The 27,000-nt window shown below is 52.2% G+C and carries 22 protein-coding genes, 1 tRNA gene and 1 pseudogene; 12 read left to right on the top strand and 12 right to left on the bottom strand.

The annotated features are described in order from the left end of the window. Positions 1-2: 2 nt before the first annotated feature. Positions 3-719, bottom strand: a complete 717-nt coding sequence (rph, locus tag NNO03_RS20215; RefSeq protein ID WP_003024054.1) for a ribonuclease PH — start codon at positions 717-719, stop codon at positions 3-5. A gap of 125 nt (positions 720-844) precedes the next feature. On the opposite strand from rph, the gene NNO03_RS20210 reads away from it, so the two are divergent. Together NNO03_RS20210 and NNO03_RS20205 are read left to right on the top strand one after the other, a co-directional pair. Continuing rightward, entirely contained in the window at positions 845-1,708 is an 864-nt protein-coding gene (locus NNO03_RS20210) for a YicC/YloC family endoribonuclease (protein WP_271442019.1), read from the top strand. A 258-nt stretch (positions 1,709-1,966) separates the two neighbouring features. After that, positions 1,967-2,584: a trimeric intracellular cation channel family protein gene (locus NNO03_RS20205; protein ID WP_003024049.1), complete on the top strand. Its 618-nt coding sequence runs from the start codon at positions 1,967-1,969 to the stop codon at positions 2,582-2,584. Here NNO03_RS20205 and ligB read toward each other — a convergent pair. Further along, the gene (gene ligB / locus NNO03_RS20200; RefSeq protein WP_271450364.1) at positions 2,581-4,260 is read right to left on the bottom strand and encodes an NAD-dependent DNA ligase LigB; all 1,680 of its coding nucleotides are present in this window, start codon (positions 4,258-4,260) and stop codon (positions 2,581-2,583) included. The genes NNO03_RS20205 and ligB overlap by 4 nt on opposite strands. Positions 4,261-4,521: 261 nt before the next feature. Between ligB and gmk the strand changes: the two genes are divergently transcribed. The 5 genes from gmk to recG are packed head-to-tail and all read left to right on the top strand — an operon-like array spanning position 4,522 to position 10,388. Then, on the top strand, positions 4,522-5,145 hold the full coding sequence (gene gmk / locus NNO03_RS20195) for a guanylate kinase (RefSeq protein ID WP_137382115.1): 624 nt from the start codon (positions 4,522-4,524) through the stop codon (positions 5,143-5,145). Between the two features lie 54 nt (positions 5,146-5,199). Further along, positions 5,200-5,475 (top strand): DNA-directed RNA polymerase subunit omega, encoded by a 276-nt coding sequence (gene rpoZ / locus NNO03_RS20190; protein ID WP_000135058.1) that lies wholly within the window; start codon positions 5,200-5,202, stop codon positions 5,473-5,475. Between the two features lie 18 nt (positions 5,476-5,493). Further along, positions 5,494-7,605, top strand: a complete 2,112-nt coding sequence (spoT, locus tag NNO03_RS20185) for a bifunctional GTP diphosphokinase/guanosine-3',5'-bis pyrophosphate 3'-pyrophosphohydrolase (RefSeq protein ID WP_271442017.1) — start codon at positions 5,494-5,496, stop codon at positions 7,603-7,605. A gap of 6 nt (positions 7,606-7,611) precedes the next feature. Further along, positions 7,612-8,301 (top strand): tRNA (guanosine(18)-2'-O)-methyltransferase TrmH, encoded by a 690-nt coding sequence (gene trmH, locus NNO03_RS20180; RefSeq protein WP_271450363.1) that lies wholly within the window; start codon positions 7,612-7,614, stop codon positions 8,299-8,301. A gap of 5 nt (positions 8,302-8,306) precedes the next feature. Continuing rightward, positions 8,307-10,388 carry an ATP-dependent DNA helicase RecG gene (gene recG / locus NNO03_RS20175; RefSeq protein WP_271450362.1) on the top strand — a complete coding sequence of 694 codons (2,082 nt, stop codon included), beginning with the start codon at positions 8,307-8,309 and terminating at the stop codon, positions 10,386-10,388. Positions 10,389-10,428: 40 nt separating this feature from the next. On the opposite strand, the gene gltS is transcribed toward recG, so the two are convergent. Further along, on the bottom strand, positions 10,429-11,634 hold the full coding sequence (gene gltS, locus NNO03_RS20170; protein WP_271442014.1) for a sodium/glutamate symporter: 1,206 nt from the start codon (positions 11,632-11,634) through the stop codon (positions 10,429-10,431). Positions 11,635-11,862: 228 nt separating this feature from the next. On the opposite strand from gltS, the gene xanP reads away from it, so the two are divergent. Both xanP and NNO03_RS20160 read left to right on the top strand, forming a co-directional pair. Next, positions 11,863-13,254, top strand: coding sequence for a xanthine/proton symporter XanP (gene xanP, locus NNO03_RS20165; RefSeq protein ID WP_271442013.1), 1,392 nt, complete (start codon positions 11,863-11,865; stop codon positions 13,252-13,254). 121 nt (positions 13,255-13,375) lie between these two features. Continuing rightward, complete coding sequence (locus tag NNO03_RS20160) at positions 13,376-15,085, top strand: AsmA family protein (RefSeq protein WP_271450361.1); 1,710 nt, start codon at positions 13,376-13,378, stop codon at positions 15,083-15,085. Between the two features lie 41 nt (positions 15,086-15,126). Here NNO03_RS20160 and NNO03_RS20155 read toward each other — a convergent pair whose 3' ends face one another. From NNO03_RS20155 to NNO03_RS20115, 9 genes are all read right to left on the bottom strand, one after another. Next, complete coding sequence (locus tag NNO03_RS20155) at positions 15,127-15,804, bottom strand: D-lyxose/D-mannose family sugar isomerase (RefSeq protein ID WP_271450360.1); 678 nt, start codon at positions 15,802-15,804, stop codon at positions 15,127-15,129. A gap of 49 nt (positions 15,805-15,853) precedes the next feature. After that, on the bottom strand, positions 15,854-16,714 hold the full coding sequence (locus NNO03_RS20150) for a ketose-bisphosphate aldolase (protein ID WP_271442010.1): 861 nt from the start codon (positions 16,712-16,714) through the stop codon (positions 15,854-15,856). Positions 16,715-16,794: 80 nt separating this feature from the next. After that, the gene (locus tag NNO03_RS20145; protein ID WP_271450359.1) at positions 16,795-17,646 is read right to left on the bottom strand and encodes a class II fructose-bisphosphate aldolase; all 852 of its coding nucleotides are present in this window, start codon (positions 17,644-17,646) and stop codon (positions 16,795-16,797) included. Positions 17,647-17,657: 11 nt separating this feature from the next. Further along, positions 17,658-18,749: a PTS fructose transporter subunit IIC gene (locus NNO03_RS20140; RefSeq protein WP_271442008.1), complete on the bottom strand. Its 1,092-nt coding sequence runs from the start codon at positions 18,747-18,749 to the stop codon at positions 17,658-17,660. A 26-nt stretch (positions 18,750-18,775) separates the two neighbouring features. Next, positions 18,776-19,096, bottom strand: a complete 321-nt coding sequence (locus tag NNO03_RS20135; RefSeq protein ID WP_271442007.1) for a PTS fructose transporter subunit IIB — start codon at positions 19,094-19,096, stop codon at positions 18,776-18,778. Positions 19,097-19,115: 19 nt separating this feature from the next. Continuing rightward, positions 19,116-19,586, bottom strand: coding sequence for a PTS sugar transporter subunit IIA (locus NNO03_RS20130; RefSeq protein ID WP_271450358.1), 471 nt, complete (start codon positions 19,584-19,586; stop codon positions 19,116-19,118). A gap of 26 nt (positions 19,587-19,612) precedes the next feature. Beyond that, positions 19,613-21,166 (bottom strand): transcription antiterminator, encoded by a 1,554-nt coding sequence (locus tag NNO03_RS20125; protein WP_271450357.1) that lies wholly within the window; start codon positions 21,164-21,166, stop codon positions 19,613-19,615. Positions 21,167-21,499: 333 nt separating this feature from the next. Then, the gene (gene yicI / locus NNO03_RS20120; RefSeq protein WP_271450356.1) at positions 21,500-23,821 is read right to left on the bottom strand and encodes an alpha-xylosidase; all 2,322 of its coding nucleotides are present in this window, start codon (positions 23,819-23,821) and stop codon (positions 21,500-21,502) included. A 19-nt stretch (positions 23,822-23,840) separates the two neighbouring features. Next, positions 23,841-25,214: a glycoside-pentoside-hexuronide family transporter gene (locus tag NNO03_RS20115; protein ID WP_271450355.1), complete on the bottom strand. Its 1,374-nt coding sequence runs from the start codon at positions 25,212-25,214 to the stop codon at positions 23,841-23,843. A gap of 290 nt (positions 25,215-25,504) precedes the next feature. On the opposite strand from NNO03_RS20115, the gene NNO03_RS20110 reads away from it, so the two are divergent. The 3 genes and pseudogenes from NNO03_RS20110 to NNO03_RS20100 all read left to right on the top strand — a co-directional run. After that, positions 25,505-25,599: transfer RNA gene (locus tag NNO03_RS20110), tRNA-Sec, on the top strand. Positions 25,600-25,707: 108 nt separating this feature from the next. Then, the gene (locus NNO03_RS20105; protein WP_271450354.1) at positions 25,708-26,274 is read left to right on the top strand and encodes a DUF6680 family protein; all 567 of its coding nucleotides are present in this window, start codon (positions 25,708-25,710) and stop codon (positions 26,272-26,274) included. 97 nt (positions 26,275-26,371) lie between these two features. Then, a pseudogene (locus tag NNO03_RS20100) lies at positions 26,372-26,545 on the top strand (SymE family type I addiction module toxin); the annotation flags it as partial. Positions 26,546-27,000: the final 455 nt, after the last annotated feature.

Genomic DNA, 27,000 nt, shown 5'->3' with positions numbered 1-27,000 from the left:
AATCAATTTTCTAACGCCGCCTTCTGCGTCGCTACAATGGATTCAATTCCCCCTCGGGCCAATGCCAGTAGGGTGAGTAGCTCTTCGTGGCTGAACGGCTCACCTTCTGCCGTACCTTGTACCTCAATAATGCGACCGTCCTCGGTCATCACCACGTTCATGTCGGTTTCTGCGGCAGAATCTTCAACGTATTCCAGGTCGCAGAGCGCTTCGCCATTTACAATACCTACGGAGACTGCCGCAACCATCCCTTTCATTGGGTTGGTTTTCAGCTTACCGCTTGCTACCAGTTTGTTCAGCGCGTCAGCCAAAGCGACGCAGGCACCGGTAATGGATGCGGTACGCGTACCACCATCAGCCTGGATAACATCGCAGTCCAGCGTAATGGTGAACTCGCCAAGAGTTTTCAGGTCAACTGCTGCACGCAGCGCACGCGCAATAAGACGCTGGATCTCCATGGTACGGCCACCCTGCTTACCTTTTGCCGCTTCACGTGCGTTACGGGTATGCGTGGCACGAGGCAGCATGCCATATTCTGCGGTGATCCATCCCTGGCCCTGGCCTTTCAGGAAACGCGGAACACCTTCATCAATAGACGCGGTGCACAACACTTTGGTATCACCAAATTCGACCAGCACGGAGCCTTCAGCGTGTTTTGTATAATTACGGGTCAGGGTGACGGGACGCACCTGATTGGCACTACGACCTGCTGGACGCATGATAAAATCTCCGGCTTGAAACGAATGTGGCTGCGCATTATACGGACTTCCGACGGTTATTCCTATCCTGACAAGACGTGGATGGCTATAATCCTCCCATCTCATCTTCAAAAACAGGAACGTCTATGATCCGCAGCATGACCGCCTACGCCCGGCGTGAAATCAAGGGTGAATGGGGTAGCGCTACCTGGGAAATGCGCTCGGTAAACCAGCGTTATCTGGAAACCTATTTTCGTCTGCCGGAGCAGTTCCGTAGTCTTGAACCTGTTGTGCGTGAGCGCATCCGCACACGTCTGACACGCGGTAAAATCGAATGCACACTGCGTTTTGAACCTGATGCCAGCGCACAAGGCGAACTCATTCTGAATGAAAAACTCGCTAAACAGCTCGTTAGCGCTGCTAACTGGGTCAAGATGCAGAGCGATGAAGGCGAAATTAATCCGGTCGATATCCTGCGCTGGCCGGGTGTAATGGCCGCTCAGGAGCAAGACCTGGATGCTATTGCCGCTGAAATCCTCGCCACGCTTGACGGTACACTGGATGATTTCATTGTCGCGCGTGAAACTGAAGGTCAGGCACTGAAAGCACTGATCGAGCAACGCCTGGAAGGCGTTAGCGCTGAAGTGACGAAGGTACGTGCACATATGCCGGAAATTCTGCAGTGGCAGCGTGAGCGTCTGGTCGCCAAACTGGAAGACGCGCAGGTCCAACTCGAAAATAACCGTCTTGAGCAAGAATTGGTGCTGATGGCGCAGCGCATCGATGTGGCGGAAGAGCTGGATCGTCTGGAAGCTCACGTCAAAGAAACCTACAACATCCTGAAGAAAAAAGAGGCGGTAGGTCGCCGTCTGGACTTCATGATGCAGGAATTCAACCGCGAGTCGAACACCCTGGCATCCAAGTCTATCAATGCAGAGGTCACTAACTCCGCGATTGAACTGAAGGTATTGATCGAACAAATGCGCGAGCAGATTCAGAATATCGAGTAAGTCACCATCTCACGTAGCCCGTCGATAAACGGCGGCGCTACGTGTTTTTTTCGATGAGCATGTCTATAACTTCTCACTACGCATTATATTTTCTCATCATTTATCACCATCAATAATATAATGAAGCGCATGCCATATGGCATTTTCATCAATCCTGCATTAGCTGTAGTTATTAAAATCACTTCGCCTTAGAAAATCTCAATCGTGACAGTGCGCACAAATCGTTAACCTTAGCCCCCAGCAATTCAGGGGGAAGACATGCTGTTACACGTTTTATATTTAATTGGTATCACTGCTGAAGCCATGACGGGTGCGCTTGCGGCAGGTCGTCGTCGTATGGATACATTTGGCGTTATTATTATTGCCACCGCAACAGCCATTGGCGGTGGATCTGTGCGCGACATTCTTCTCGGCCACTATCCGCTCGGCTGGGTAAAACACCCTGAATACGTCATTATCGTAGCCACTGCCGCGGTACTGACAACGATTATTGCTCCCGTAATGCCCTACCTACGTAAAATCTTCCTCGTACTGGATGCGCTGGGCCTGGTGGTCTTTTCTATTATCGGTGCACAGGTTGCGCTGGATATGGGACACGGGCCAATTATTGCCGTGGTTGCAGCGGTTACCACCGGCGTCTTCGGCGGCGTATTACGCGATATGTTCTGCAAACGCATCCCGCTCGTATTCCAGAAAGAACTTTATGCCGGCGTGTCATTTGCCGCTGCTGTGCTGTACATCGTGTTGCAACATTATGTCTCCAGCCACGATGTTGTGGTTATATCTACCCTACTGTTCGGCTTTACAGCACGTTTACTGGCGCTGCGCCTGAAGTTGGGACTACCGGTATTTTATTATCGCCATGAAGGCCATTAAGGCATAAAACCGGCGATACGCTGAGCAGCTAACCAGTTGCTCAGCGCTATTACCTCCCTGTTTTTCAGCCACTGCATCACCAGTTGGACCCGCCGCTCACCCATAGACGGAAGCTGCCGCCAATCTTTCTCATCGCGTTGTTGTAGTTGCAGCCAAGCACTATCACCGCTGGCATTCACTGTGGCCTGGGTTAACGGTATGCCCATTGCACCAACCCAGCGGTTGAAGGGAAGACGGCGAGACTGATTAAACTGATGCCACAGCTTCTCCCCTTTGCTTATCCCAAATGTGGATCGTAGCTGTTCCTGGGTTAATCCCAGCCAGGAAAAAATGTGCTCAAAGTGAAATACCTGATGCAGCTCCCGCCATCCCGCCTCACCTATCCCCTGCAGATCCAGCACCTCTTTTGCCCCAACCCAGATCAGCCTGGCCACAAACTGCTCGTAACACTCGGGTGCGGCATAAAAACAGGTCAGTGAATTAAAGTGCCCATCAGGTGGTATTGGTTTAGTGCGCTGGGTACTACGCCAGACAACCTCATCAATGCGGGGAATACCTTGCCCGGCCAGGCTCACCAGAATGTGATCGCCAGGTGCGATATCCCATTCATTCCAGCGTCGTACAGACCCAACATTGACGCGCTGTACCCGTTTATCATCCAGCATGACGGGTGCCAACACTGCAACAACGGCAATTTTTCCACTCTTACCAACAGAAAACTGAATACCTGTTACTTCAGATATCCGGGAAACAGGGGGGTATTTCCATGCAGCCAGCCAGTCTCCCTGCCCAGGAAACCAATGCCGTGCTTGCGGCTCTTTTTCTGCACGTACCACCACACCATCCGTCACGAAAGGCAATGCCGAAGTCCACCATCTGGCGCGGGCATGCTCGACCTGATCCGCATTTGCCACCGGCTGCGTATAGCGTTGGGTGAGGCTGAATCCCGCACCAGTGAGTTGCCGTAGTCTTTCCGTCATCTCCACAGGACCATCAGGCCAGGCCCAAATAAATATGTTCAGAGAGCGTAATAACTCCGGCGTGTTCTGCCGCATCATCATACCGGCAACCTTAGAACGGGCATTCACACCGCCTTTCTTTTGCTGGATATGCCCATCCTGCTGCAAAAAAATCTCCCCCTGCAGCGTGCTGTTCGCAAGCAGTCCTCGGACAGTCCGCGGTATCGAAGGCATCTGGAGAACCTTGTGCGTCCAGTCTTCGCCTTTGATGCCGTTACCACGGCTAATCGCCTTAATCAGATTGCCATCCCGATAAACCAGCGTTACTGCAACACCGTCTACTTTTGGTTGCACCCAGAGATCGCTACGCGTCTGCATCCATTGCTGCACCGCTTGCTTATCTGCCAGCTTACGAACACCCGTATGAGGAACAGGGTGCAATATTGAGCCGCTTATCGGTGGCGCAGACAGGTCTGTCTGTGAATCACCTCCGAAACAGCGTTGCCATTGGTGTAGCTGCGCATTCAACTGATCATAAATACCGTCATCTACGGCACTCACACCCTGCTTCCAATAACTATCATTCCATTGCGTTATCTGCTGTTGTAGTCGCGACATTTCCTCGTTTGCCCGATCCGCAGACCAGGCGGGACACGCGGCCCCGGCCCGCAAATGGCAGAACAGCAACACCAGCACAATGCTTTTCCATAACCCCATACCACCTCCGCCTGAAAATGCGTTTCCCGGCAGATATAGCGCAAAGCGCCGTCAAAACAGAGCGGCAAAAATTCATCATGCGAGCAGCTTTCCTGGCATTTTCACTTTTTGCAGCAAACCGCCAGTAAAACAGGAAACTGGTACGCAAAACGCAATAAACATGCGCAAAAAGTGTGACAAAGGCTACGTAGCAAAGCGGCTACGTGTATAATAAGCCCGTATGTAGGCTCTCTTTCGACAATCACATACATTAAGATACTCATGGCTCAAGGCACGCTTTATATTGTTTCTGCCCCCAGTGGCGCGGGTAAATCCAGCCTGATTCAGGCTTTATTAAAGACCCAACCGTTGTATGACACCCAGGTTTCTGTTTCACACACCACGCGCGCACCGCGCCCGGGGGAAGTGCATGGTGAACACTATTTCTTTGTGAACCATGATGAATTCAGAACCATGATTGGCAGAGATGCGTTCCTGGAACACGCTGAGGTATTCGGCAATTATTACGGCACCTCGCGTGAAACCATTGAGCAAGTATTAGCATCCGGCGTAGATGTCTTTTTAGATATCGACTGGCAAGGTGCACAGCAAATTCGTGAAAAAATGCCGCATGCGCGCAGCATTTTTATTTTGCCACCTTCTAAGATTGAGCTGGACCGCCGTCTCCGAGGCCGCGGTCAGGATAGCGAAGAAGTAATCGCGAAACGTATGGCGCAAGCTGTTGCAGAAATGAGCCATTACGCCGAATATGATTATCTTATTGTGAATGATGATTTCGATACTGCCCTGGGCGATTTGAAAACCATCATTCGCGCCGAACGTCTGCGCATGAGCCGCCAAAAGCAGCGTCATGACGCTTTAATCAGCAAACTGTTGGCAGACTGAACCCACATTCAGTATCATGCCCAGTCATTTCTTCACCTGTGGAGCATTTTAAGTATGGCACGCGTAACTGTTCAGGACGCTGTAGAGAAAATTGGTAACCGTTTTGACCTGGTACTGGTCGCCGCGCGTCGCGCTCGTCAGATGCAGGTAGGCGGAAAGGATCCGCTCGTACCGGAAGAAAACGATAAAACTACCGTAATCGCACTGCGCGAAATCGAAGAAGGTCTGATCAACAACCAGATCCTCGACGTGCGTGAGCGCCAGGAACAGCAAGAGCAGGAAGCCGCTGAATTACAAGCTGTTACCGCTATTGCTGAAGGTCGTCGTTAATCACAAAGCGGGTCGCCCTTGTATCTGTTTGAAAGCCTGAATCAACTGATTCAAAACTACCTGCCGGAAGACCAGATTAAGCGTCTTCGGCAGGCGTATCTCGTTGCACGTGACGCTCACGAGGGTCAAACACGTTCAAGCGGTGAACCCTATATCACGCACCCGGTAGCGGTAGCCTGCATTCTGGCCGAGATGAAACTCGACTATGAAACGTTAATGGCTGCGCTGCTGCATGACGTGATTGAAGATACCCCTGCCACCTACCAGGATATGGAACAGCTTTTTGGTAAAAGTGTTGCTGAACTGGTCGAAGGGGTATCAAAGCTTGATAAGCTTAAGTTTCGCGATAAGAAAGAGGCGCAGGCCGAAAACTTTCGCAAGATGATTATGGCGATGGTGCAGGATATCCGCGTCATTCTCATCAAACTTGCCGACCGTACCCACAACATGCGCACGCTGGGCTCATTGCGCCCGGATAAGCGTCGCCGCATCGCCCGTGAAACCCTCGAAATCTACAGTCCGCTGGCACACCGTTTAGGTATTCATCACATAAAAACCGAGCTGGAAGAGCTGGGTTTTGAAGCGCTGTACCCGAACCGCTATCGCGTGATTAAAGAAGTGGTTAAAGCCGCTCGCGGCAACCGCAAAGAGATGATCCAAAAAATCCTCTCAGAAATCGAAGGGCGTTTGCAGGAGGCTGGCATTCCGTGTCGTGTAAGTGGACGCGAAAAGCATCTGTACTCTATCTATTGCAAGATGGTACTCAAAGAGCAGCGTTTTCACTCGATCATGGATATCTACGCTTTCCGCGTTATTGTTCATGACTCCGACACCTGCTATCGCGTACTCGGCCAGATGCATAGCCTGTACAAACCTCGTCCTGGTCGCGTTAAAGACTATATTGCCATTCCGAAAGCGAACGGATATCAGTCTTTGCACACCTCAATGATCGGCCCACATGGCGTCCCGGTTGAAGTACAAATTCGTACTGAAGACATGGACCAGATGGCAGAGATGGGGGTTGCAGCACACTGGGCGTATAAAGAGCACGGCGAAACCAGTACTACGGCACAAATCCGCGCCCAGCGCTGGATGCAGAGCTTGCTGGAGCTGCAGCAAAGCGCCGGTAGCTCATTTGAATTTATTGAAAGCGTCAAATCTGATCTCTTCCCGGATGAGATTTATGTTTTCACACCGGAAGGGCGAATTGTCGAATTGCCTGCCGGTGCAACACCTGTCGACTTCGCCTATGCTGTGCATACCGATATCGGTCACGCCTGTGTTGGTGCCCGCGTAGACAGGCAGCCTTACCCACTTTCGCAGCCGCTCTCCAGTGGCCAAACCGTTGAAATCATTACCGCGCCAGGCGCTCGCCCCAATGCGGCATGGCTCAACTTTGTGGTCAGTTCAAAAGCTCGCGCCAAAATTCGCCAACTGCTGAAGAACCTTAAACGCGATGATTCCGTCAGTCTGGGTCGTCGTCTGCTCAACCATGCCTTAGGCGGTAGCCGTAAACTGGCAGAGATCCCGCAAGAGAGCATCCAGCGTGAGCTTGAGCGCATGAAGCTCGCCACGCTTGACGATCTGTTAGCTGAAATCGGCCTGGGTAACGCCATGAGCGTGGTCGTTGCGAAAAACCTTCAGCAGGGTGAGGTGCCGGCAAATGCGCCAGCACAATCTGGTCATGGTCATCTGCCGATTAAAGGCGCAGACGGTGTGCTGATCACCTTCGCGAAATGTTGTCGCCCAATTCCTGGCGATCCAATCATTGCCCACGTCAGTCCGGGTAAAGGTCTGGTGATCCACCATGAGTCCTGCCGTAATATCCGTGGCTACCAGAAAGAGCCTGAGAAGTTTATGGCGGTTGAATGGGATAAAGAGACCGAGCAGGAGTTCATCACTGAGATTAAGGTGGATATGTTTAACCACCAGGGTGCTCTGGCAAACCTGACGGCGGCAATCAACACGACCACCTCCAATATTCAAAGCCTGAATACTGAAGAGAAAGATGGCCGCGTCTACAGCGCCTTTATTCGCCTCACTGCCCGCGATCGCGTGCATCTGGCGAACATTATGCGCAAAATCCGCGTCATGCCGGACGTGATTAAAGTCACCCGTAACAGAAACTAGTCTTTTATGAATGAACAGCGTTATGCACGTATCCGCGAGATGCTCGCGCGGCGTCAGCCCGATCTGACTGTCTGCATGGAGCAAGTCCACAAACCTCATAACGTTTCTGCGATCATTCGTACCGCGGATGCCGTCGGCGTGCATGAAGTCCACGCCGTCTGGCCGGGTAGTCGTATGCGCACCATGGCCTCCTCTGCCGCGGGCAGCAACAGTTGGGTGCAGGTGAAGACTCACCGCACTATCGGCGATGCCGTCACGCAGTTAAAAAGCCAGGGCATGCAAGTTCTGGCAACTCACCTCTCTGACAAAGCTGTCGATTTCCGCGAGATTGATTACACGCGACCAACCTGCATCCTGATGGGCCAGGAAAAAACCGGTATCACCCAGGAAGCATTAGATCTGGCAGATCAGGACATCATCATTCCGATGATTGGTATGGTGCAGTCGCTGAATGTCTCGGTCGCCTCGGCGCTGATTCTGTACGAAGCACAACGCCAGCGGCAAAACGCCGGGATGTACCAGCGAGAAAACAGCATGCTGCCGGAAGGCGAGCAGCAACGTTTGCTGTTTGAAGGGGGATATCCAGTGCTGGCTAATGTGGCGAAGCGCAAAGGACTCCCCTATCCCCACGTGAATACGCAGGGCGAAATTGAAGCCGATGCAACGTGGTGGGCCACTATGCAGTCTGCGAGATAAACACGATGAAAGGCCGTTTACTGGATGCCATCCCACTCAACTCTCTGACGGGCGTTGGCGCAGCACAAAGCAGTAAACTGGCTAAAATTGGCCTGCACACCGTGCAGGACCTCCTGTTGCACCTTCCTCTGCGCTACGAAGATCGTACTCATCTTTACCCAATTGGCGAACTCTTGCCCGGCATCTACGCCACCGTTGAAGGCGAAGTGTTGAATTGCAATATCACTTTCGGTGGCCGCCGGATGATGACCTGCCAGATAAGCGATGGTTCGGGTATTCTGACGATGCGCTTCTTCAATTTCAGCGCCGCGATGAAAAATAGCCTCGCTACCGGAAGACGGGTGTTGGCCTACGGCGAAGCCAAACGCGGGAAATATGGCGCCGAGATGATCCACCCGGAATATCGCGTACAGGGCGATCTCAGTACGCCGGAACTCCAGGAAACGCTCACTCCGGTTTACCCGACAACCGAAGGCGTGAAGCAGGCAACACTGCGTAAACTGACCGATCAGGCGCTGGATTTGCTTGATACCTGCGCCATTGCCGAACTGCTACCACCGGAATTACTACAAGGGATGATGAGCCTGCCAGAAGCTCTGCGCACGCTGCACCGTCCACCGCCGTCACTCCAGCTAAGCGATCTGGAAACCGGACAACATCCGGCACAGCGGCGTTTGATTCTGGAAGAACTGCTGGCACACAACCTCAGCATGCTGGCGTTACGCGCCGGAGCCCAACGTTTTCACGCCCAGCCGCTGAGCGCGAACGATACGCTAAAAAATAAGCTACTGGCAGCCCTCCCCTTTAAGCCAACCGGCGCACAGGCGCGAGTAACCGCCGAGATTGAACGCGACATGGCGTTGGATGTCCCGATGATGCGACTGGTACAGGGTGATGTTGGTTCCGGGAAAACACTGGTTGCAGCACTTGCTGCTCTACGGGCAATTGCACATGGCAAGCAAGTTGCGCTGATGGCCCCCACCGAGCTCCTGGCTGAGCAGCACGCAAACAACTTCCGCAACTGGTTTGCACCGCTGGGAGTTGAAGTGGGCTGGCTGGCCGGCAAGCAAAAGGGTAAAGCGCGTCAGGCACAGCAGGAAGCTATTGCCAGCGGCCAGGTACAGATGATTGTCGGCACTCACGCTATTTTCCAGGAACAGGTTCAGTTCAACGGTCTGGCACTGGTTATCATCGACGAACAACACCGCTTCGGCGTGCATCAACGCCTGGCACTATGGGAAAAAGGTCAGCAGCAGGGTTTCCACCCGCATCAATTGATCATGACCGCCACGCCAATCCCACGCACGCTGGCAATGACCGCCTATGCCGATCTCGACACATCAGTGATTGATGAACTGCCTCCGGGACGTACACCGGTCACCACCGTCGCGATTCCGGATACCCGCCGCAGCGACATCATTGACCGTGTGCGTAATGCCTGCACGCACGAAGGACGTCAGGCGTACTGGGTCTGCACGTTGATCGAAGAGTCTGATTTACTGGAGGCCCAGGCAGCAGAGGCCACGTGGGAAGAACTTAAACTCGCTCTGCCGGAGCTTAATATTGGTCTGGTACATGGGCGCATGAAACCTGCCGAGAAGCTGTCTGTCATGGCTGCGTTTAAACAGGGCGAAATGCATCTGCTGGTCGCCACTACAGTGATTGAAGTCGGTGTAGACGTACCAAACGCCAGCCTGATGATTATTGAAAACCCGGAGCGTCTGGGCTTAGCGCAGTTACACCAGCTGCGCGGCCGCGTCGGTCGCGGCGCAGTCGCTTCTCACTGCGTCCTGCTGTACAAATCACCGCTGTCAAAAACAGCGCAAAAACGTCTGCAGGTGCTGCGAGACAGCAACGACGGATTCGTTATTGCGCAAAAAGATTTGGAGATCCGCGGCCCCGGTGAGCTATTGGGTACACGCCAGACCGGCACGGCGGAATTTAAGGTAGCGGATTTACTGCGCGATCAGGCAATTATTCCGGAAGTTCAGCGCATTGCCCGCCATATTCACGAACGTTATCCACAGCAGGCAGTGGCGCTGATAGAGCGCTGGATGCCAGAAACTGAACGCTACTCCAACGCATAACCCTCTTCATCGCGGCGGTTATCACACCGCCGCACGGCCTTTATTGCGCAAAAATCGGTAACAGCAGATACAGCTTAATCACCAGTGCATTGACGATATCGATAAAGAACGCCCCCACCATCGGCACCACCAGAAACGCCATATGTGATGGACCAAAACGTTCGGTAATCGCCTGCATGTTGGCAATCGCTGTCGGCGTTGCGCCGAGGCCAAAGCCACAGTGCCCGGCAGCCAGCACCGCCGCATCGTAGTTCTTACCCATCAGGCGCCAGGTGACGAAAATTGCATACAGCGCCATGAAAACGGTCTGTACAACAAGGATTGCCAGCATTGGCAGCGCCAGCGAGGCCAGCTCCCACAGCTTGAGGCTCATTAACGCCATTGCCAGGAACAGCGACAGACTGACGTTACCAAGTACCGAAACCGCACGCTCAAACACCCGATAAAAGCCCAGTAGCGCCAGACCATTACTCAGGATCACGCCGACAAACAGTACGCAGACGAAGGTCGGTAGTTCCAGCACCGTACCCACCAACATTTGCGCAACGATTTTGCCCACCGTCAGGCAGATAGCAATCAGCGCGATAGTTTCAATCAGCACCAGCGAGGTGATCATGCGCCCAACATCCGGCTTTTCAAACGCAGTCGGTACTGCCTGATCGTCCGGCATACCGTCCGGAGTTGTGGAGTGTTTTACCAGATAGCGCGCAACAGGCCCACCGATCAAGCCACCCAGCACCAGGCCGAACGTTGCGCATGCCATTGCCACTTCAGTTGCATTAGCGAAACCATAGCGTTCAATAAACAGCTTGCTCCACGCCGCTCCGGTTCCGTGTCCACCAGAGAGCGTTATCGAACCGGCAATCAGGCCCATCAACGGGTCGAGACCCAGCAGGCTTGCCATACCGATACCGATGGCGTTCTGCATTAATAGCAGCCCAACAACCACAATCAGAAAGATGCCCACCACGCGGCCACCCGCTCGCAGGCTGGCAATATTGGCATTCAGGCCGATAGTTGCGAAGAATGCCAGCATCAGCGGATCGCGCAACGTCATATCAAAATTGACCTCCCAGCCCATGCTTTTTTTCAGCACCAGCAACGCGATCGCCACCAGCAATCCACCTGCTACAGGTTCGGGAATCGTATATTTTTTCAGGAAAGAGACTGACTGGACGAGCTTACGCCCCAGCAGCAACACCAAGGTTGCAGCAACCAGTGTTGATAATGTATCGAGGTAAAACATATACAGCTCCATTAGTGCGCTTTGCAGTTCTGCTACGCACGATTCATTCCAGGTCGATTTTTAGCTCTTAATGAGTTATCGGGGTGGATTTTAAGCAGAAAATGATGAAAAGTTATATAAAAATGTTTGTTTATCCGTTTTAAATATTAAGAATAGTTACTAGCAAACGTTTGCTTTTCTGTCCTGGTCAGATAAAATCACCGCTTTTCCACCATGGGATTGCCTCTGATGTCCGTTAACGCCGTAGAGTCGACAAATGCGCAACCGGTTGCGCAGACTCACAACAGTGAACTGATTTACCGTCTTGAAGATCGACCCCCGCTAGCCCAAACCCTGTTTGCCGCCTGTCAGCACCTGCTGGCCATGTTCGTCGCGGTGATCACGCCTGCTCTGTTAATCTGCCAGGCGCTCGGCTTACCGGCTCAGGATACTCAACACATTATCAGTATGTCGCTGTTCGCTTCCGGCGTGGCTTCTATCATTCAGATCAAAGCCTGGGGACCGGTGGGTTCAGGGCTGTTATCCATTCAGGGCACCAGCTTTAACTTTGTTGCGCCGCTGATTATGGGCGGTACGGCGCTAAAAACCGGTGGCGCCGATATCCCAACCATGATGGCGGCGTTGTTTGGCACACTGATGCTGGCAAGCTGCACCGAGATGGTTATCTCGCGTGTATTGCATCTGGCACGTCGTATTATTACTCCGCTGGTCTCAGGGGTGGTAGTGATGATCATTGGTCTGTCACTGATTCAGGTGGGTCTGACATCGATTGGCGGCGGTTACGCAGCAATGAGCGACAACACCTTTGGCGCGCCGAAGAATTTGATGCTGGCTGGTGTCGTGCTGGCGCTGATTATCATTCTTAATCGCCAGCGCAACCCATACCTGCGCGTTGCGTCACTGGTGATTGCCATGGCGGCGGGCTACCTGCTGGCCTGGTTTATGGGCATGTTGCCGCAAAATACCGCGCCGGTAAGTCAGGATCTGATCATGGTGCCAACGCCGCTGTACTACGGTCTGGGCATTGACTGGAGCTTACTGTTACCGCTGATGCTGGTCTTTATGATCACCTCGCTGGAGACCATCGGTGATATTACGGCCACCTCCGATGTCTCCGAACAACCGGTCTCGGGTCCGCTGTACATGAAACGTCTGAAAGGCGGAGTACTGGCGAACGGCCTGAACTCGTTTGTTTCTGCCGTGTTCAACACCTTCCCGAACTCCTGCTTCGGTCAGAATAATGGGGTCATCCAGTTAACCGGCGTTGCCAGCCGCTATGTTGGTTTTGTGGTGGCGCTGATGCTGATCGCACTGGGTCTGTTCCCGGCAGTCAGCGGCTTTGTACAACATATCCCTGAACCTGTTCTGGGCGGGGCAACGCTGGTAATGTTCGGGACTATCGCCGCCTCCGGGGTACGCATCGTGTCACGTGAACCGCTGAACCGCCGTGCCATCCTGATTATCGCACTGTCGCTGGCTGTCGGTCTCGGCGTCTCCCAGCAACCGCTGATCCTGCAGTTTGCGCCTGACTGGGTGAAAAACCTGCTCTCTTCCGGTATTGCTGCTGGCGGTATTACCGCTATTGTTCTGAACCTGATTTTCCCGCCAGAGAAAGCGTAAGCGAAATGCGGCGTTGATTCTGAATCAATGCCGCTGTAACGCTCTTTCACCATTCCCGCCTTGAGGATTGCGCGTAAATCGTGCATAACTTGACTATGTGCACTTCGCGGGATGGAAGACCATGAAATTTATTGGAAAGCTGCTTATTTACGTGCTGATCGCCTGTGCAGTGGCGATCCTCGGCCTTTATTTTCTACTGCAAACCCGCTGGGGTGCAGAGCATGTCAGCGCATGGGTGTCAGAGAACAGCAGCTACCACCTGGCTTTTGATGCCATCGATCACCGGTTTTCCTCCCCATCCCATATTCTGTTGAAAAATGTCACTTTTGGTCGTGATGGGCAACCTGCCACGCTGGTCGCAAAAACGGTTGATATTGGCCTGAGCAGTCGTCAGATCACCGACCCGTTGCACGTTGACACCATCTTGTTGCAAAACGGTACGCTCAATCTTTCTCAACAAACTGCGCCGCTTCCGTTCCAGGCCGATCGCCTGCAGCTACAGGATATGGCATTAAATAGCCCCGGCAGTGAGTGGAACCTGAGTGCGCAACGCGTGAACGGCGGCGTTATTCCCTGGAACCCTGAGGCGGGTAAAATTCTCGGCAACAAAGCGCAAATTCAGCTCAGCGCCAGTTCATTAACGCTTAACGACGTTCCCACCACCAACGTGCTGATCGAAGGCAGCATTGACCATGACCGCGTGACGTTAAGTAACATTGGCGCAGATGTCGCACGCGGCGCGTTAACCGGCGTTGCGCAGCGGAATGCTGATGGCAGCTGGGTCGTGGAGAACCTGCGGTTAAATGATATCCGGCTACAAAGTGATAAATCACTGGTCGATTTTTTCGCACCACTAACCACAATTCCGTCCCTGCAAATTGGTCGTCTTGAGGTGACGGATGCCCGTCTGCAAGGTCCTGACTGGGCGGTAACAGATCTCGATCTGAGTTTGCGCAATATGACCTTCAGCAAGGACGACTGGCAAACTCAGGAAGGGAAGCTGTCGATGAACGCCAGTGAGTTTATCTACGGTTCACTGCACTTTTTCGATCCCATTCTGAATGCCGAATTCTCACCGCAGGGCATTGCACTACGCCAGTTCACTACTCGCTGGGAAGGCGGTATGGTTAGAACATCCGGTAACTGGTTGCGCAGTAACAAGGCGCTAGTCCTTGACGATGTTGCCATTGCCGGGCTGGAATACACGCTGCCGGAAAACTGGAAGCAATTGTGGATGAAACCCCTGCCTTCCTGGCTAAACAGCCTGACGCTGAAAAAATTCAGCGCCAGCCGTAACCTGATTATCGATATCGACCCTCTGTTCCCATGGCAGCTCACCGCACTGGACGGTTATGGCGCCAACCTCGGGCTGGTACAAAATAATCAGTGGGGTATCTGGAGTGGTAGCGCCACACTCAATGCCGCTGCTGCGACGTTTAACCGTACCGACGTGCGCCGACCTTCTCTGGCCCTCGCCGCGAACAGCAGCACCATCAATATCAGCGAGCTAAGTGCCTATACGGAAAAAGGGCTGCTGGAGGCGACCGCCAGCATTTCGCAGTTGCCGCAACGCCAGGCGCAGGTCAGCCTGAACGGGCGTGGTGTGCCAATGACTATCCTGCAGCAGTGGGGATGGCCAGCACTGCCGCTTCCTGGTGACGGTAACATTCAGCTTACGGCCAGCGGTAATATTCTGGCAGATGCGCCACTCAAACCGACCGTGAACGGCCAGCTACATGCTGTAAATGCTGATAAACAGCAGGTGACGCAAACCATGCAGGCGGGTGTGGTATCCGGTAGTGAAGTCTCAGCGCCGCCACTTGCGCAGTGATTATTGCCCGGTGGCGCTTCGCTTACCGGGCCTACTTCCGCTCATAAACGAATATATTCACTGCACAACAACCATTTCACCGGCTCGTCCTCTTCTATCGCCGGGAAGCGTCCCCCAGGCTCAAGAAAGTGGTTATCGTGCCGGTCGTCATTCACCATTGAGATTTCCCAGCCCAATACAAACGCTTTCTCGGCCCAGAAACGATGATACAAACGGGGTGGCAGACAGATGCCTTGCCCTGGTTTCAACACCAGCGTTTCACCGGGCTTAACGGTTCGCCGCTGACCATCCACACTTACCTCAATAATATGCTGCGCGTCATACTGCGCATCGGGCGTGGCCCATGCTAGCTGCATACATAAATCACCGCCGCCGCGATTGACAATATCTTCCATTTTATGGGTGTGAAAATGCCACGGCGTTTGTTGATCCTGTTGAATTTGCAGCATCTTTTCGGCATACGGTTTGGGGTAGTTTGCCGAATCCAACACGCCATTGCGCAACGTCAGTAACGTCAGCCCGGTTTGCGCAAAATCTCCGCGCCCGAAGTCAGTAACGTCCCAACCCAGCTGGAGATCGCGCACTTCACGCCACAGAGTTTGATCCTGTTGCCGCCAAGCGTCGACGGTAAAATACGCAAAGTCAGGCAGACAGATTCGAAAAGTCTCGGCGATGGCATGCGCTTTATCAACGGCATAATTAATTTGTGAACGCTTCATTCCACTTTTCCTTATCGCGAAAGAGGCGGGTTTCCCCGCCTGCATGCCGTTAGTAAAGTGATGCTTTGCCAGTAGATCCAAACAGCTTCATTTTATGGCGGATCACATCCCGTGCGGCGCTAATCGCTTCCGGGTAAATCACGTTCGGGTCCCACCAGGTTTCTTTCGCCAGAATTTCACGCACCTTCTGGAAGTAGGCGTACTTCATATCGCTGGAAATATTGATTTTGCCCACGCCCAGCGTGACAGATTCGGCAATCTCCGCATCCGGGTTCGCCGAGCCGCCGTGCAGCACCAGCGGAATATCCAGCCGCCCGGCGATATCACGCAGAATGTTCATTTGCAGCTCTGGCTGCATTCCTTTCGGGTAGATCCCGTGGGCGGTACCAATCGCTACTGCCAGCGTGTCAGCTCCGGTACGGGCGATAAAGTCCTGCGCCTGAGCAGGATCGGTGTAGGTGACTTTTGATACACCGCCTTCCACTGACGTTCCGGTCTGGCCGATCGTCCCCAGCTCCCCCTCAACCGAGACACCTACCGCATGCGCCAGTTTGACCACTTCGCGGGTCAGGGCCACGTTTTCCTCATAGGGCAGCAGCGAACCGTCGATCATCACCGAGGTAAACCCACACTGAATCGCCCGCAGGACATGTTCCACCGACGCCCCATGGTCCAGATGCAGAGTAAACGGCACTGTGCTACGCATCGTGATATCGCGGACATAGCTAAAAAACGCATCACCGACGAAATCATGCTCGCTGGGGTGAATCGAGATAATCGCTGGCGTGTTGGTTGCTTCCGCCTCTTCGACCACTGCACGCACAAAGCAACTATCCGCCACGTTGAAGGCGCCAATGGCAAAACCGTGCTGACGAGTAGGCTGCAGTAATTCTTTCATCGAAACTAACATGTTAATTCTCCAGTTTCAGGGTGTAGAAAGCCCTGCCAGTGCGTCATCGCAGAGGCATAGAAGGCGTTACAGAAAATGAATCAGGCTTTGCCGATAGCGCCGCTGGCCTGCAGATACGGAATAATGGCTTCTTCGCAGGCCTGTTCCATCAGGGCCAGGGCATCAACAAGTTCACAGGATTTGTCGCGACACAGGGTATGGAGCAATGCGGCTTTTCCGGCTTCAAAAACCGCCGCGCCAACGTTAATTTTGGCGACGCCAAACATCGGACAACGCTGTAGCTGGTCAAACGGCGTACCGCTGCCGCCATGTAGAGCCAGTGGCACCGTCGATAAACGGGCAATCTCCTCAAGGCGCTGGAAATCAATCACCGGCGTCACACCCGGCGCATACATACCGTGCGCCGTACCGACCGACACCGCCAGCACGTCGATCCCGGTCTGCTGGATAAACGGCTCAACGTCAGCAGTCTGGGTCATCAAATCAACGTTCGTCGCGTGGTCGTAGCGTGGAGCATCGGCAAGATGCCCCAACTCGCCTTCCACACACAGCGAGACGCTGGCAGCCAAATCCACAACCGCACGGGTCTGACGAATATTTTCCTCCAGCGCAAACGCCGAAGCGTCGATCATCAAGCCACTAAACCCGGCGCGAAAAGCCTGGCGGATGCGTACAGGATCTTTGCCGTGGTCCAGTGCCAGCACGACCGGCACCGAAGCTTCATCCGCCAGCGTTTTGACGACCGCAACGGCTATCGATGCAGGAAAATGGTCCAGATGCCCCTGATACAGATTCAGAATAATGGGCGCATGATGTTTCTCAGCCACCCGAACCGCCGCCCGGGCGCTTTCCAGGTTCATACAGTTGATTGCCAGCAGCGCGTACTGTTCACGCCAGGCTTTCGTCACCATACTTTTCATATCAGCAAACATACAGCCTCCGGTTATTCCAGGGTGAAGGTGATTTCTTCGTCTTTCAGCTTCTGATCGCTGAGTTCATCAAACTCCTCGTCACGCTCAGTCACCGGTTTCTTCCACAGTGAGAGCATCACGCCGCAAATCACCGTGCCGATCCCCAATGCCAGGCAAAACAGCAGCGGGTGTGTGAAGAGTGGGACCACGAACATGCCGCCGTGCGGAACCGGACTTTCGACACCCCATACCATAATCAAGCCGCCCGCCACCGCTGATGCCACCACACAGGACCCAACCACGCGCAACAGGTCACGTGCCGCAATCGGTATAACGCCTTCGGTAATCATGCAGATCCCCATCGGGAATGCCGCCTTCAGTGCCTCACGTTCGGCCCGGGTGTACTTGTGGCGCGTCAGCAGGAAGGAGAGCGTAATGCCGAACGGTGGGATCATCGACCCGACAAACTTGACCGCTTCAGGGCCATACACGCCGCTAACCAGCATGCCATCCGCAAACAGCGACATGGTTTTATTTACCGGTCCGCCGAAGTCGAATGTCGCCATTGCGCCGAGGATCGCCCCCATCAGAAAACGGGACCCACCCTGCATGGACTCCAACAGGTGGATCAGCGCGTCCTGCAGCCAGGCAATCGGCTTGCCGATCAGCGTCATCATCAACAGACCGCCAATCACAGTACTCAACACCGGTAGCACCATGATGGGCATCAGCCCCTGCATTGATTGCGGTAAACGGATATAACGTTTCAACAGCAGAACGGTGTAGCCAACCAGAAACCCGCCAAGCATTCCGCCAATAAAACCGGTATGAATTTCGCCACAGACAAAACCGACAATCAGACCCGGCGCAAATCCGGGGCGATCGGCAATGGAGTAAGCAATCGCCGCGCTAATCAGCGGCACAATCAACCCCATCCCCCAACCACCTATCTGGTTGAGCATCCAGGGTATTGTCCCGATTTTTTCACCCACGTTAGTGCCGCCAAGTATTTGCCCCAGAGCAATACAGATCCCAGCGGCAACAATTAACGGGATCATCCACGAAATCCCCGTTAACAAATGCTTTTTAACTTCCTGAGATAGCGGAATTTTATTTTCACTCATGTGAAACCCCTCCAAAATGAGGATCGCTACTGGTTTGCGTTAACTAATGATTTTTCAACCTTTTCAAGAAACTGAACCGGTGATTTTATGACTATTTCCGTTTTCACTCGCACAATGCGTTTATTTGAAAACCGTTCCTCCCCTTTTATTTTGACATCGACGGCAAGAATCACGACATCTGCAGATGAAATATCTTCTGCCAGCAATTCATTTTCCGTTCCGATAGTGCCCTGGGTTTCAACTTTAATATTATGACCAAGCGCTTTGGCACCTTTTATTAATTTCTCACGGGCAATATAGGTGTGCGCAATACCCGCCGTGCAGGCGGCAACACAAACAATATTCATAACATGCTCCACTTTTTATTTAGCAGACATTGGATTCAGCATATTGGCTAAATAGCTCAATAATTTTTTGTGGACTGCTTTCGACCAGTAATTGTTCAATAATGTCTTCGTCAGCCAGTGCTCCGGCAACCTGCGAGAGCAGACGAATATGCGTGGTGTTCTGATCTTCAAGACGGACGGCAAACAAAATAATACACCGCACATTGCTGCCATCCAGCGTTTCCCAGGGAATATCCTGGCGGGTACGACCAATAGCCAGCGTCGTATTGATCACCGCTGATGATTTTCCGTGCGGGATCGCAATATGATTTTCGAAGCCGGTTGATCCCTCAGATTCACGCTGCCAGACATCCTGAATAAACGTTTCCCGACAGCTAATAGCACCATCTTTTTGCAGAAGATCAGTCAGTTCCTCAATCACCTCCGTTTTGTTTGTCGCCTTCATGTCCAAAATAACGCGATTCGTATTGAGTATTTTCGTTATATCCATCAATCATACCTCATGGAGTTCAGACATTAATTTTCAACGACCAGTGACGTCGCCCGATGTAATTTTTCAGTAATAACCGTTTCCGTTACCCGCTTAATATCCGCATCATTGAAGAAGGCGGTGACATACACGACAGGCATAGCAATGGCGGGTAAATTAATGGTCGACACCACCAATTCAATATCGTCCGTCAGCACAGAGGGCAAACTACCTGCCGACACCACGCCAACAATGGTCCAGTCCGGAAAGGCACGCAGAATGCGACTCTTGAGTAAATGGGAGGTGCCAATACCGGTCGAGCAGACCAACAGCACACGCTTACGCGCCATCTGGCGCTCCATTGCCGCCTGAAAGTGGACGGTAAGATATCCCACCTCATCTTCCGATACCGCCCGCTCGCCCCAACCGCTAAACACCCGATTCACCGCGCATTGGGTCAACCGCCAGACGTCCTGCAGCTCGCCTTTGATATCCTCCAGCAGCGGATTGCGAATGCGGATCTGGTAGTTCAGGCGGTTAATCAGCGGCTTAATGTGGATCAGCAATCCGTCATACAGCGCCGTGTCCTGGCTAAGATCGCTGTCGACCATCTCGGCGAAGGTGGCAATCAACCGATGGGTAATCAACCGCGCTTCATCGCTGGAGTGCATATGGCCAATGACGCTTACATCGTTATGCTCCTCAATCACGACGCCAGACGAGATAATATATTGATAAATAAACCAGACTTCGTCTTCCGGCAGTGAATGGGCTATACGTTTTTCTATACGTTGAATCATGCGGCTGGCAATTGAGAAAATGCTCTCATCACATGAAGTGATATTTTCATCTTTTCGCGGTAAGGCATTTCCACGCGTGATGCGATACATCATGATCAGAATATGAGTAAAAATATTGACGTAATACGGTTCGCCTAACGACCAGCACAGATCATTCTCCATTTCCTGCAACAGCGTCTGGACAAATAAAACGTCTTCCTCACCAAAATAATGGACTAGCGCTTTATAGCTCCCCGGGTCAAGACGTGAATAAACCACACTACCGGGTTCATTATGGTTAATCACACCGTTGATCAGTGATGCCATCGCCTGGCGCACACCACTCTCGCTACCTTCGATATGCGTGCCGCTTTGGCTGCGGATCAGCGATAAACCCAGCGGGGCAATCCATGATTCAATCACCTTCAGATCGTTAACTATCGATGCACTGCTGATAAAATAACGTTCGGACAATTTACTGATCGATGTTTCATGTGGCGTTTCGCTTAATAATTGCGAGGCTATCTTGACGCGTCGTGAGTTATTCATCATGCCGTCAGCGTCATCACCCTCCGCTCCTAATAACTGGTCTAAATATAAAAGATCGGTAATATTATCGGCAATTAATATCACACCTGCGCCAGCACGCTTATCAATGGATATTTTCCATTCCGACAACCACTGTTCCATCAAACGCAGGTCGCGTTGTACGGTCTTCTCCGAAACAGATAAATGCTCAGCAATTTTCAACAGTGTGACATATTCCTTCCGGGACAGAAGGAATTTTAATAATCTGTTTTGTCGCGAGGTAATCATTTGCATTATTTACCCTTATTACACACCAGATTAAATATCTAAAGAAGCATTTATGCTCCACGTGTAATCCGTGATGATAAATATAAAAGGACTACGATGATGCAACAATACTAAATCGTGTCCTGTATTCCGGACAGAAATAAGACAAAAAAGGGAAATAGTGAGATATTTACAGCGCAGATCACATTTTTTTCATGTATTAGAGTGACAGCGATCGCAAATATGGATAGGTAAAAATTTAAGTCAGGATATTTTTTCTTTTCAGATCTGGAACGCTGTACGCACCGTAGGCCGGATAAGACGCAATGCGTCGCCATCCGGCACCACATTCACATGCGCTTATAGGGTTATCTTCAACATATCTTCCTCACCAGGCGTAACCACCGTTCCCCACGCGCTGCACACAGATGAACCGCCCTGCACATCGCTAACTTGCGGAATATTACGCAGACACAGCGTCCAGTTACGCGCTTCACCGACACCCTGCACGGTCAGCGTATTGCCCACTCGTACTACCTTCAGCGTGAAGATAACCGAGCCGTCAGACGCCGGAACTTCACAGAGCGCTTCACGCCCTTCCTGCAGATGGAACAACTGAAACGCGGTCCCTTCGTGCCAGGCGTAATCCGGCTTCTGATTATTGTTCCCCAGCGCCAGCAGCGTGTTATCCCTCACATACACCGGCAGGCTCAGGAAGTCGTGCCGCTGCTTATGCCAGCGACTGCCTGTTATCTCGTCATTACGCCACAGGTGCGTCCAGTCACCTTCCGGCAGGTAAAATTGCACGTCACCGGTTTCCGAGAACACCGGAGCCACCATCACGCTATCGCCCAGCATGTACTGACGGTCAAGATAATCACACGCCGGATCGTCCGGGAACTCCAGCATCATCGCCCGCATCATTGGCGTGCCATGGGTACTGGCGCGAACCGCTTCACGATACAGGTACGGCATCATGCGGCATTTTTGCTCAGTGAAGAAACGCACCACATCGCAGGATTCATCGTCGTATGCCCACGGCACGCGGTAGGATTTGCTGCCGTGCAGGCGACTATGGCTGGAGAGCAGCCCAAACGCACACCAGCGTTTATAGACATGTGCTGGCGCAGTATTCTCGAAACCACCAATATCGTGGCTCCAGAAGCCAAAGCCCGACAGGCCGATAGATAAGCCGCCGCGCAGACTTTCCGCCATCGATTCGTAGTTGGCATAGCAATCACCTCCCCAGTGCACCGGGAACTGCTGTGCACCGACAGACGCAGAGCGGGCAAAAAGTACCGCCTCTTCTTCTCCCACCGTCTCTTTCAGTACGTTCCACACCAACTGGTTGTAGATGAACGCATAATGGTTATGCATTTTTTGTGGGTCAGCGCCGTCAAACCACTGCACATCCGTTGGGATACGTTCGCCAAAATCCGTTTTGAAGCAATCGACGCCGATATCCACCAGGCCTTTCAATTTGTTGGCATACCACTCGCAGGCCGCAGGATTCGTGAAATCATAAATCGCCAGCCCCGGCTGCCACTTATCCCATTGCCACAGAGAACCATCAGGGCGTTTAAGCAGATAGCCTTTCTCTTTCAGCTCGTTGAACAGCGGCGATTTCTGGCCAATGTACGGGTTGATCCACACACAGACCTTTAACCCTTTTTCTTTCAGGCGACGGATCATCCCTTCCGGATCCGGGAACGTCACCGGGTCCCACTCAAAATCACACCACTGAAATGCCTTCATCCAGAAGCAGTCAAAATGGAAGACATGAAGCGGCAGGTTGCGTTCGGCCATACCGTCGATAAAGCTGTTCACCGTCGCTTCATCATAATTGGTGGTGAACGATGTGGTCAGCCACAGGCCGAACGACCAGGCGGGCGGCAGCGCCGGACGACCGGTAAAGCGGGTATAGCGATCCAGCACCGCTTTCGGCGTTGGGCCGTCGATGACGAAATATTCCAGATACTCGCTTTCAACGCTGAACTGCACTTTCGACACTTTCTCAGAGCCAATTTCAAACGACACGCACTGCGGATGGTTTAACAGCACGCCGTAACCGCGGTTGGTGAGATAAAACGGGATGTTCTTGTAAGACTGCTCGGTACTGGTGCCGCCATCGCGGTTCCAGGTTTCCACCGTCTGGCCGTTACGTACCAGCGCAGTAAAGCGCTCGCCCAGCCCGTACACCGTTTCACCGACGCCCAGATCCAGGCGTTCAAACATATAGTTTTTCCCGCTGTTGGTGTCCTGCACGTAGCCGTTATTTTTCAGCTGGCTGCCGGTAATACGTTCGCCGTTACGCAGGAAATCCAGCGACCAGAACTCGCCTTTAGTGACCCGCACGCTCAAATTACCGCTCTTCAGTTCGACAAATTCAGCGGTGTTTCGCATCTCGACGCTGACGTCCTGCAGCACGTTCAGCGGGTAATGCGGGCCGGTATCCAGCGCGCCCTGGAAGTGTTCCATTCGCACCCCAACCACGCCTTCCTGCGGCGAGAAAAAGCGCAGGGTGAAGAGTGGCGTATCCAGTTGCCATGTACGTTCACGCACATCGCGCGGCGCAACGTAGACAATCATCTCGTTACCGTGCTGTTCAACCTCGAACACCTGAATCGGGTGAGTTAAATTCAGGCCAGGCTGCGTCAGCCAGTTTCCGTCGCTAATTTTCATCGTCAGTTCCTTAGTTCTGTCATTCTTTCGTCGTAAAATCCTGCTGATTGCGGCGCGCGCCCTGAGCCAACTGACTCATAATTTCCGTCAGATACGGGGTTTTCAGGGTGTAGAAACGTTTGGCAATCACGGCACTCAGCAGGTAGCAAATGGCCGGGACAATCGTGAACAATGCGATAATGATGCTAATGGTGGCGCTATTTTGGGTTTTCGCTGCGGCATCGTAGCCGCCGCCCGCCAGCATCCAGCCGATCATCGCCCCGCCAAGCGCCAGGCCCAGCTTGAGCACGAACAGCGTTCCCGCAAAGCTGATACCCGTCAGACGTTTTCCGTTGCACCACTCGCCGTAATCAACGGTGTCGGACATCATTACCCACTGGATTGGCGTCACGAGTTGATGCAGTACGCCAATCACGAAGATGAAAGCGAACATGGTGAGGTTGGCGTGCATCGGCACGAAGAACATTGCCAGGCTGATGACCGCCAACAGGGCATTCGTCCACCAGAAGACACTCACTTTGCATTGCCAGTCAGTCAGCGGTTTTGCCAGCGCAGAGCCGATCAGATTGCCGACACAATAGGTGGTGAGGAAGGCCACAAACACTTCCGGCTTGCCCAGAATCCAGGTGACGTAATACATCATCGCCCCGCCGCGAACGCAGACGGCAAGGATGTTGAGAATAGTCAGCAGGCCGACGATGCGCCATTGATCGTTTTGCCAGATATCACGCAGGTCTTCACGCATTGAAGTGCTGCCCGGCGGCGCTTTCACACGTTCTTTGGTGGTGAAGAAGCAAAACGCCAGCATCAGGAACGCCACGACCGAGAGCACGGCAATCCCGCCCTGGAAGCCCAGCGCTTTATCTTCACCGCCAATCAGATCAACCAGCGGCATCATCAGCACGGTGGAGAGCATGCCGCCCGCCGTCGCCAGCACGAAGCGCCATGACTGTAGGGAGATGCGCTGCGTGGGGTCATTAGTGATCACGCCGCCCAGCGCACAATAGGGAATGTTCACCACGGTATAAAGCAGGGTCAGCAGCGTATAGGTGATTGCGGCATAAATCATTTTGCCGTGCAGGCTGAGATCTGGCGTGCTGTAGGCGAGCACACAAACCAGACCAAACGGCAGCGCACCAAATAGCACCCACGGGCGGAATTTCCCCCAGCGTGAACGGGTGCGGTCGGCGAGCAGTCCCATGCAAGGGTCTGAGATGGCATCCAGCGCGCGGGCCAGTAAGAACATGGTGCCGACAAATCCGGCCGGAATACCAAAAATATCGGTATAGAAGAACATCATATATAACATGACGTTATCGAAGATAATGTGGCTGGCGGCATCACCCATGCCGTAGCCAATCTTCTCTTTAACGGACAAAATCTCACTTTTCATTACGCATCCTTGTTAGCACTTTCACACGCACTGATACCGGTTACAGTTCTTGTAAACCATCCCTGTGAGCGCGGGTATTGCGATATCTCGTTATCAAATTACGATTCTTATTTTCTGTGATCGGGGTAGCGTCGAAAAATGTGTCGAAGTGTAAGCGATGGATTTTGTAGAGATTTATTTGAAACTGGTCATGGTAAGGAGAAAGGGAAGTTAAAAAAGTGAGTGAGGGGGTGTGGAAACCGTAGGAAGTAGCTATAATGCGCCCCGCCTCCATGTAGCAATCGAGGCGCGGAAGATCGTCATCTCCGGTGAGGTGGCTGGACTTCAAATCCAGTTGGGGCCGCCAGCGGTCCCGGGCAGGTTCGACTCCTGTGATCTTCCGCCAATTTGCTTATCTTATATCCGCCATTTGCCATATCTTCTCCATTCACAAATTCCTTTATGATTCTCAGTTCAAAATTCTAAATACATCTATTCACTTTGAGAATATTATATGAGCACAGCGCTTACTATTTTAGCCATTACAGCTACTGTAATTAGTCCATTATTAGCCGTTCAAACTCAGAAATTCATTGAAAGGTACTCACAAAAAAAATCATTGAAGATTGATATATTCAAACAACTCATGGCGACACGATCTCAGAATGCAAGATTATCCAATGAGCATGTTCGCGCGCTAAATATGATAGACTTAGCATTTTACGGTAAAGTAAAAAAAGGAAAGACAAAGAGGAGCACTTCTGAGGGTAGCGTATTATCTTCATGGAAGCTTTATTTTGCACACTTGAATACTTCATACCCAGGTAACGATAATGCCCAGGGCGCTATATGGAATCAAACAAGTAATAGCTTGTTCCTGGACTTATTATCAGATATTGCAAAAGATATTGGCTATGATTTCGAGCGAGTCCAATTACAAACAGCCACATATTCTCCGGTTGCCCATGGGGCAATCGAGAGCGATCAGATAAAAATAAGAAAAGGTTTAGCTGCAATATTTTCAGGAGAAGATGCCTTAAAAATGGAGATCATAAATATTCCGGGAAAGCAGGATAATTAATAGACCCACTGCTTATTTTGAGTCTCAACACCCAACCTTTCCAACGCCTTTCTGCCCAAGGTGTTCGACAAGCCACGCCCAAAATTGCCCTTCCGACAAGTGGCTCCGCGCGGCGGGATTTGATACCGGGCAACAGGTTACTGTAAAAGTGATGAGCGGCTGTATCGTCCTGATGGCCTATGGCGAGCAGGAGCAACGGTTACAAGATGAGCTGAAAGAAGCACATCAGAAGTTGAATAGAATTGAGAGCACGCTTGCGACTCTCCAGTGAAGTACGGCTGAACCTGTAGGCGTTACTTACAGGTTCAACTGATGCCGGATGTCGCTAACGCTTATCCGGCCTACGGACTACATGCAATAAGAGACAACATTGCGGCCTTTCATTTTCAGTTATTCGGTTTTACCGAACAACTGCCATAACCCCCATATTCAATACGCAAAAAACTACCGTTCGGTTAATCAGCGCTTCTTTCAGATCACCGCTCATCCTGAAACGGGAAGCTTTCGAGCACAATATCGCTGCCATATGTTGCGAACAAGCCAGATCAGGATAAAAGGAAAAGATGCAGGAAACTGCATTTGAGATTCGAAGAATTTATTTATTAATAAAATCAGTGAATAACAGAGGGGGGGATTATGGCACCATTTCCATGATCGGCTGGGATGTTTATTGAGGTTCAATCCTGAGTATTTCAGTAACTGTGATAATAAATAATATTTTTATAC

It is taken from the genome of Citrobacter sp. Igbk 16 (genome assembly GCF_028069755.1).
GTDB lineage: Bacteria > Pseudomonadota > Gammaproteobacteria > Enterobacterales > Enterobacteriaceae > Citrobacter.
This window is presented reverse-complemented; position numbering and strand designations above follow the sequence as displayed.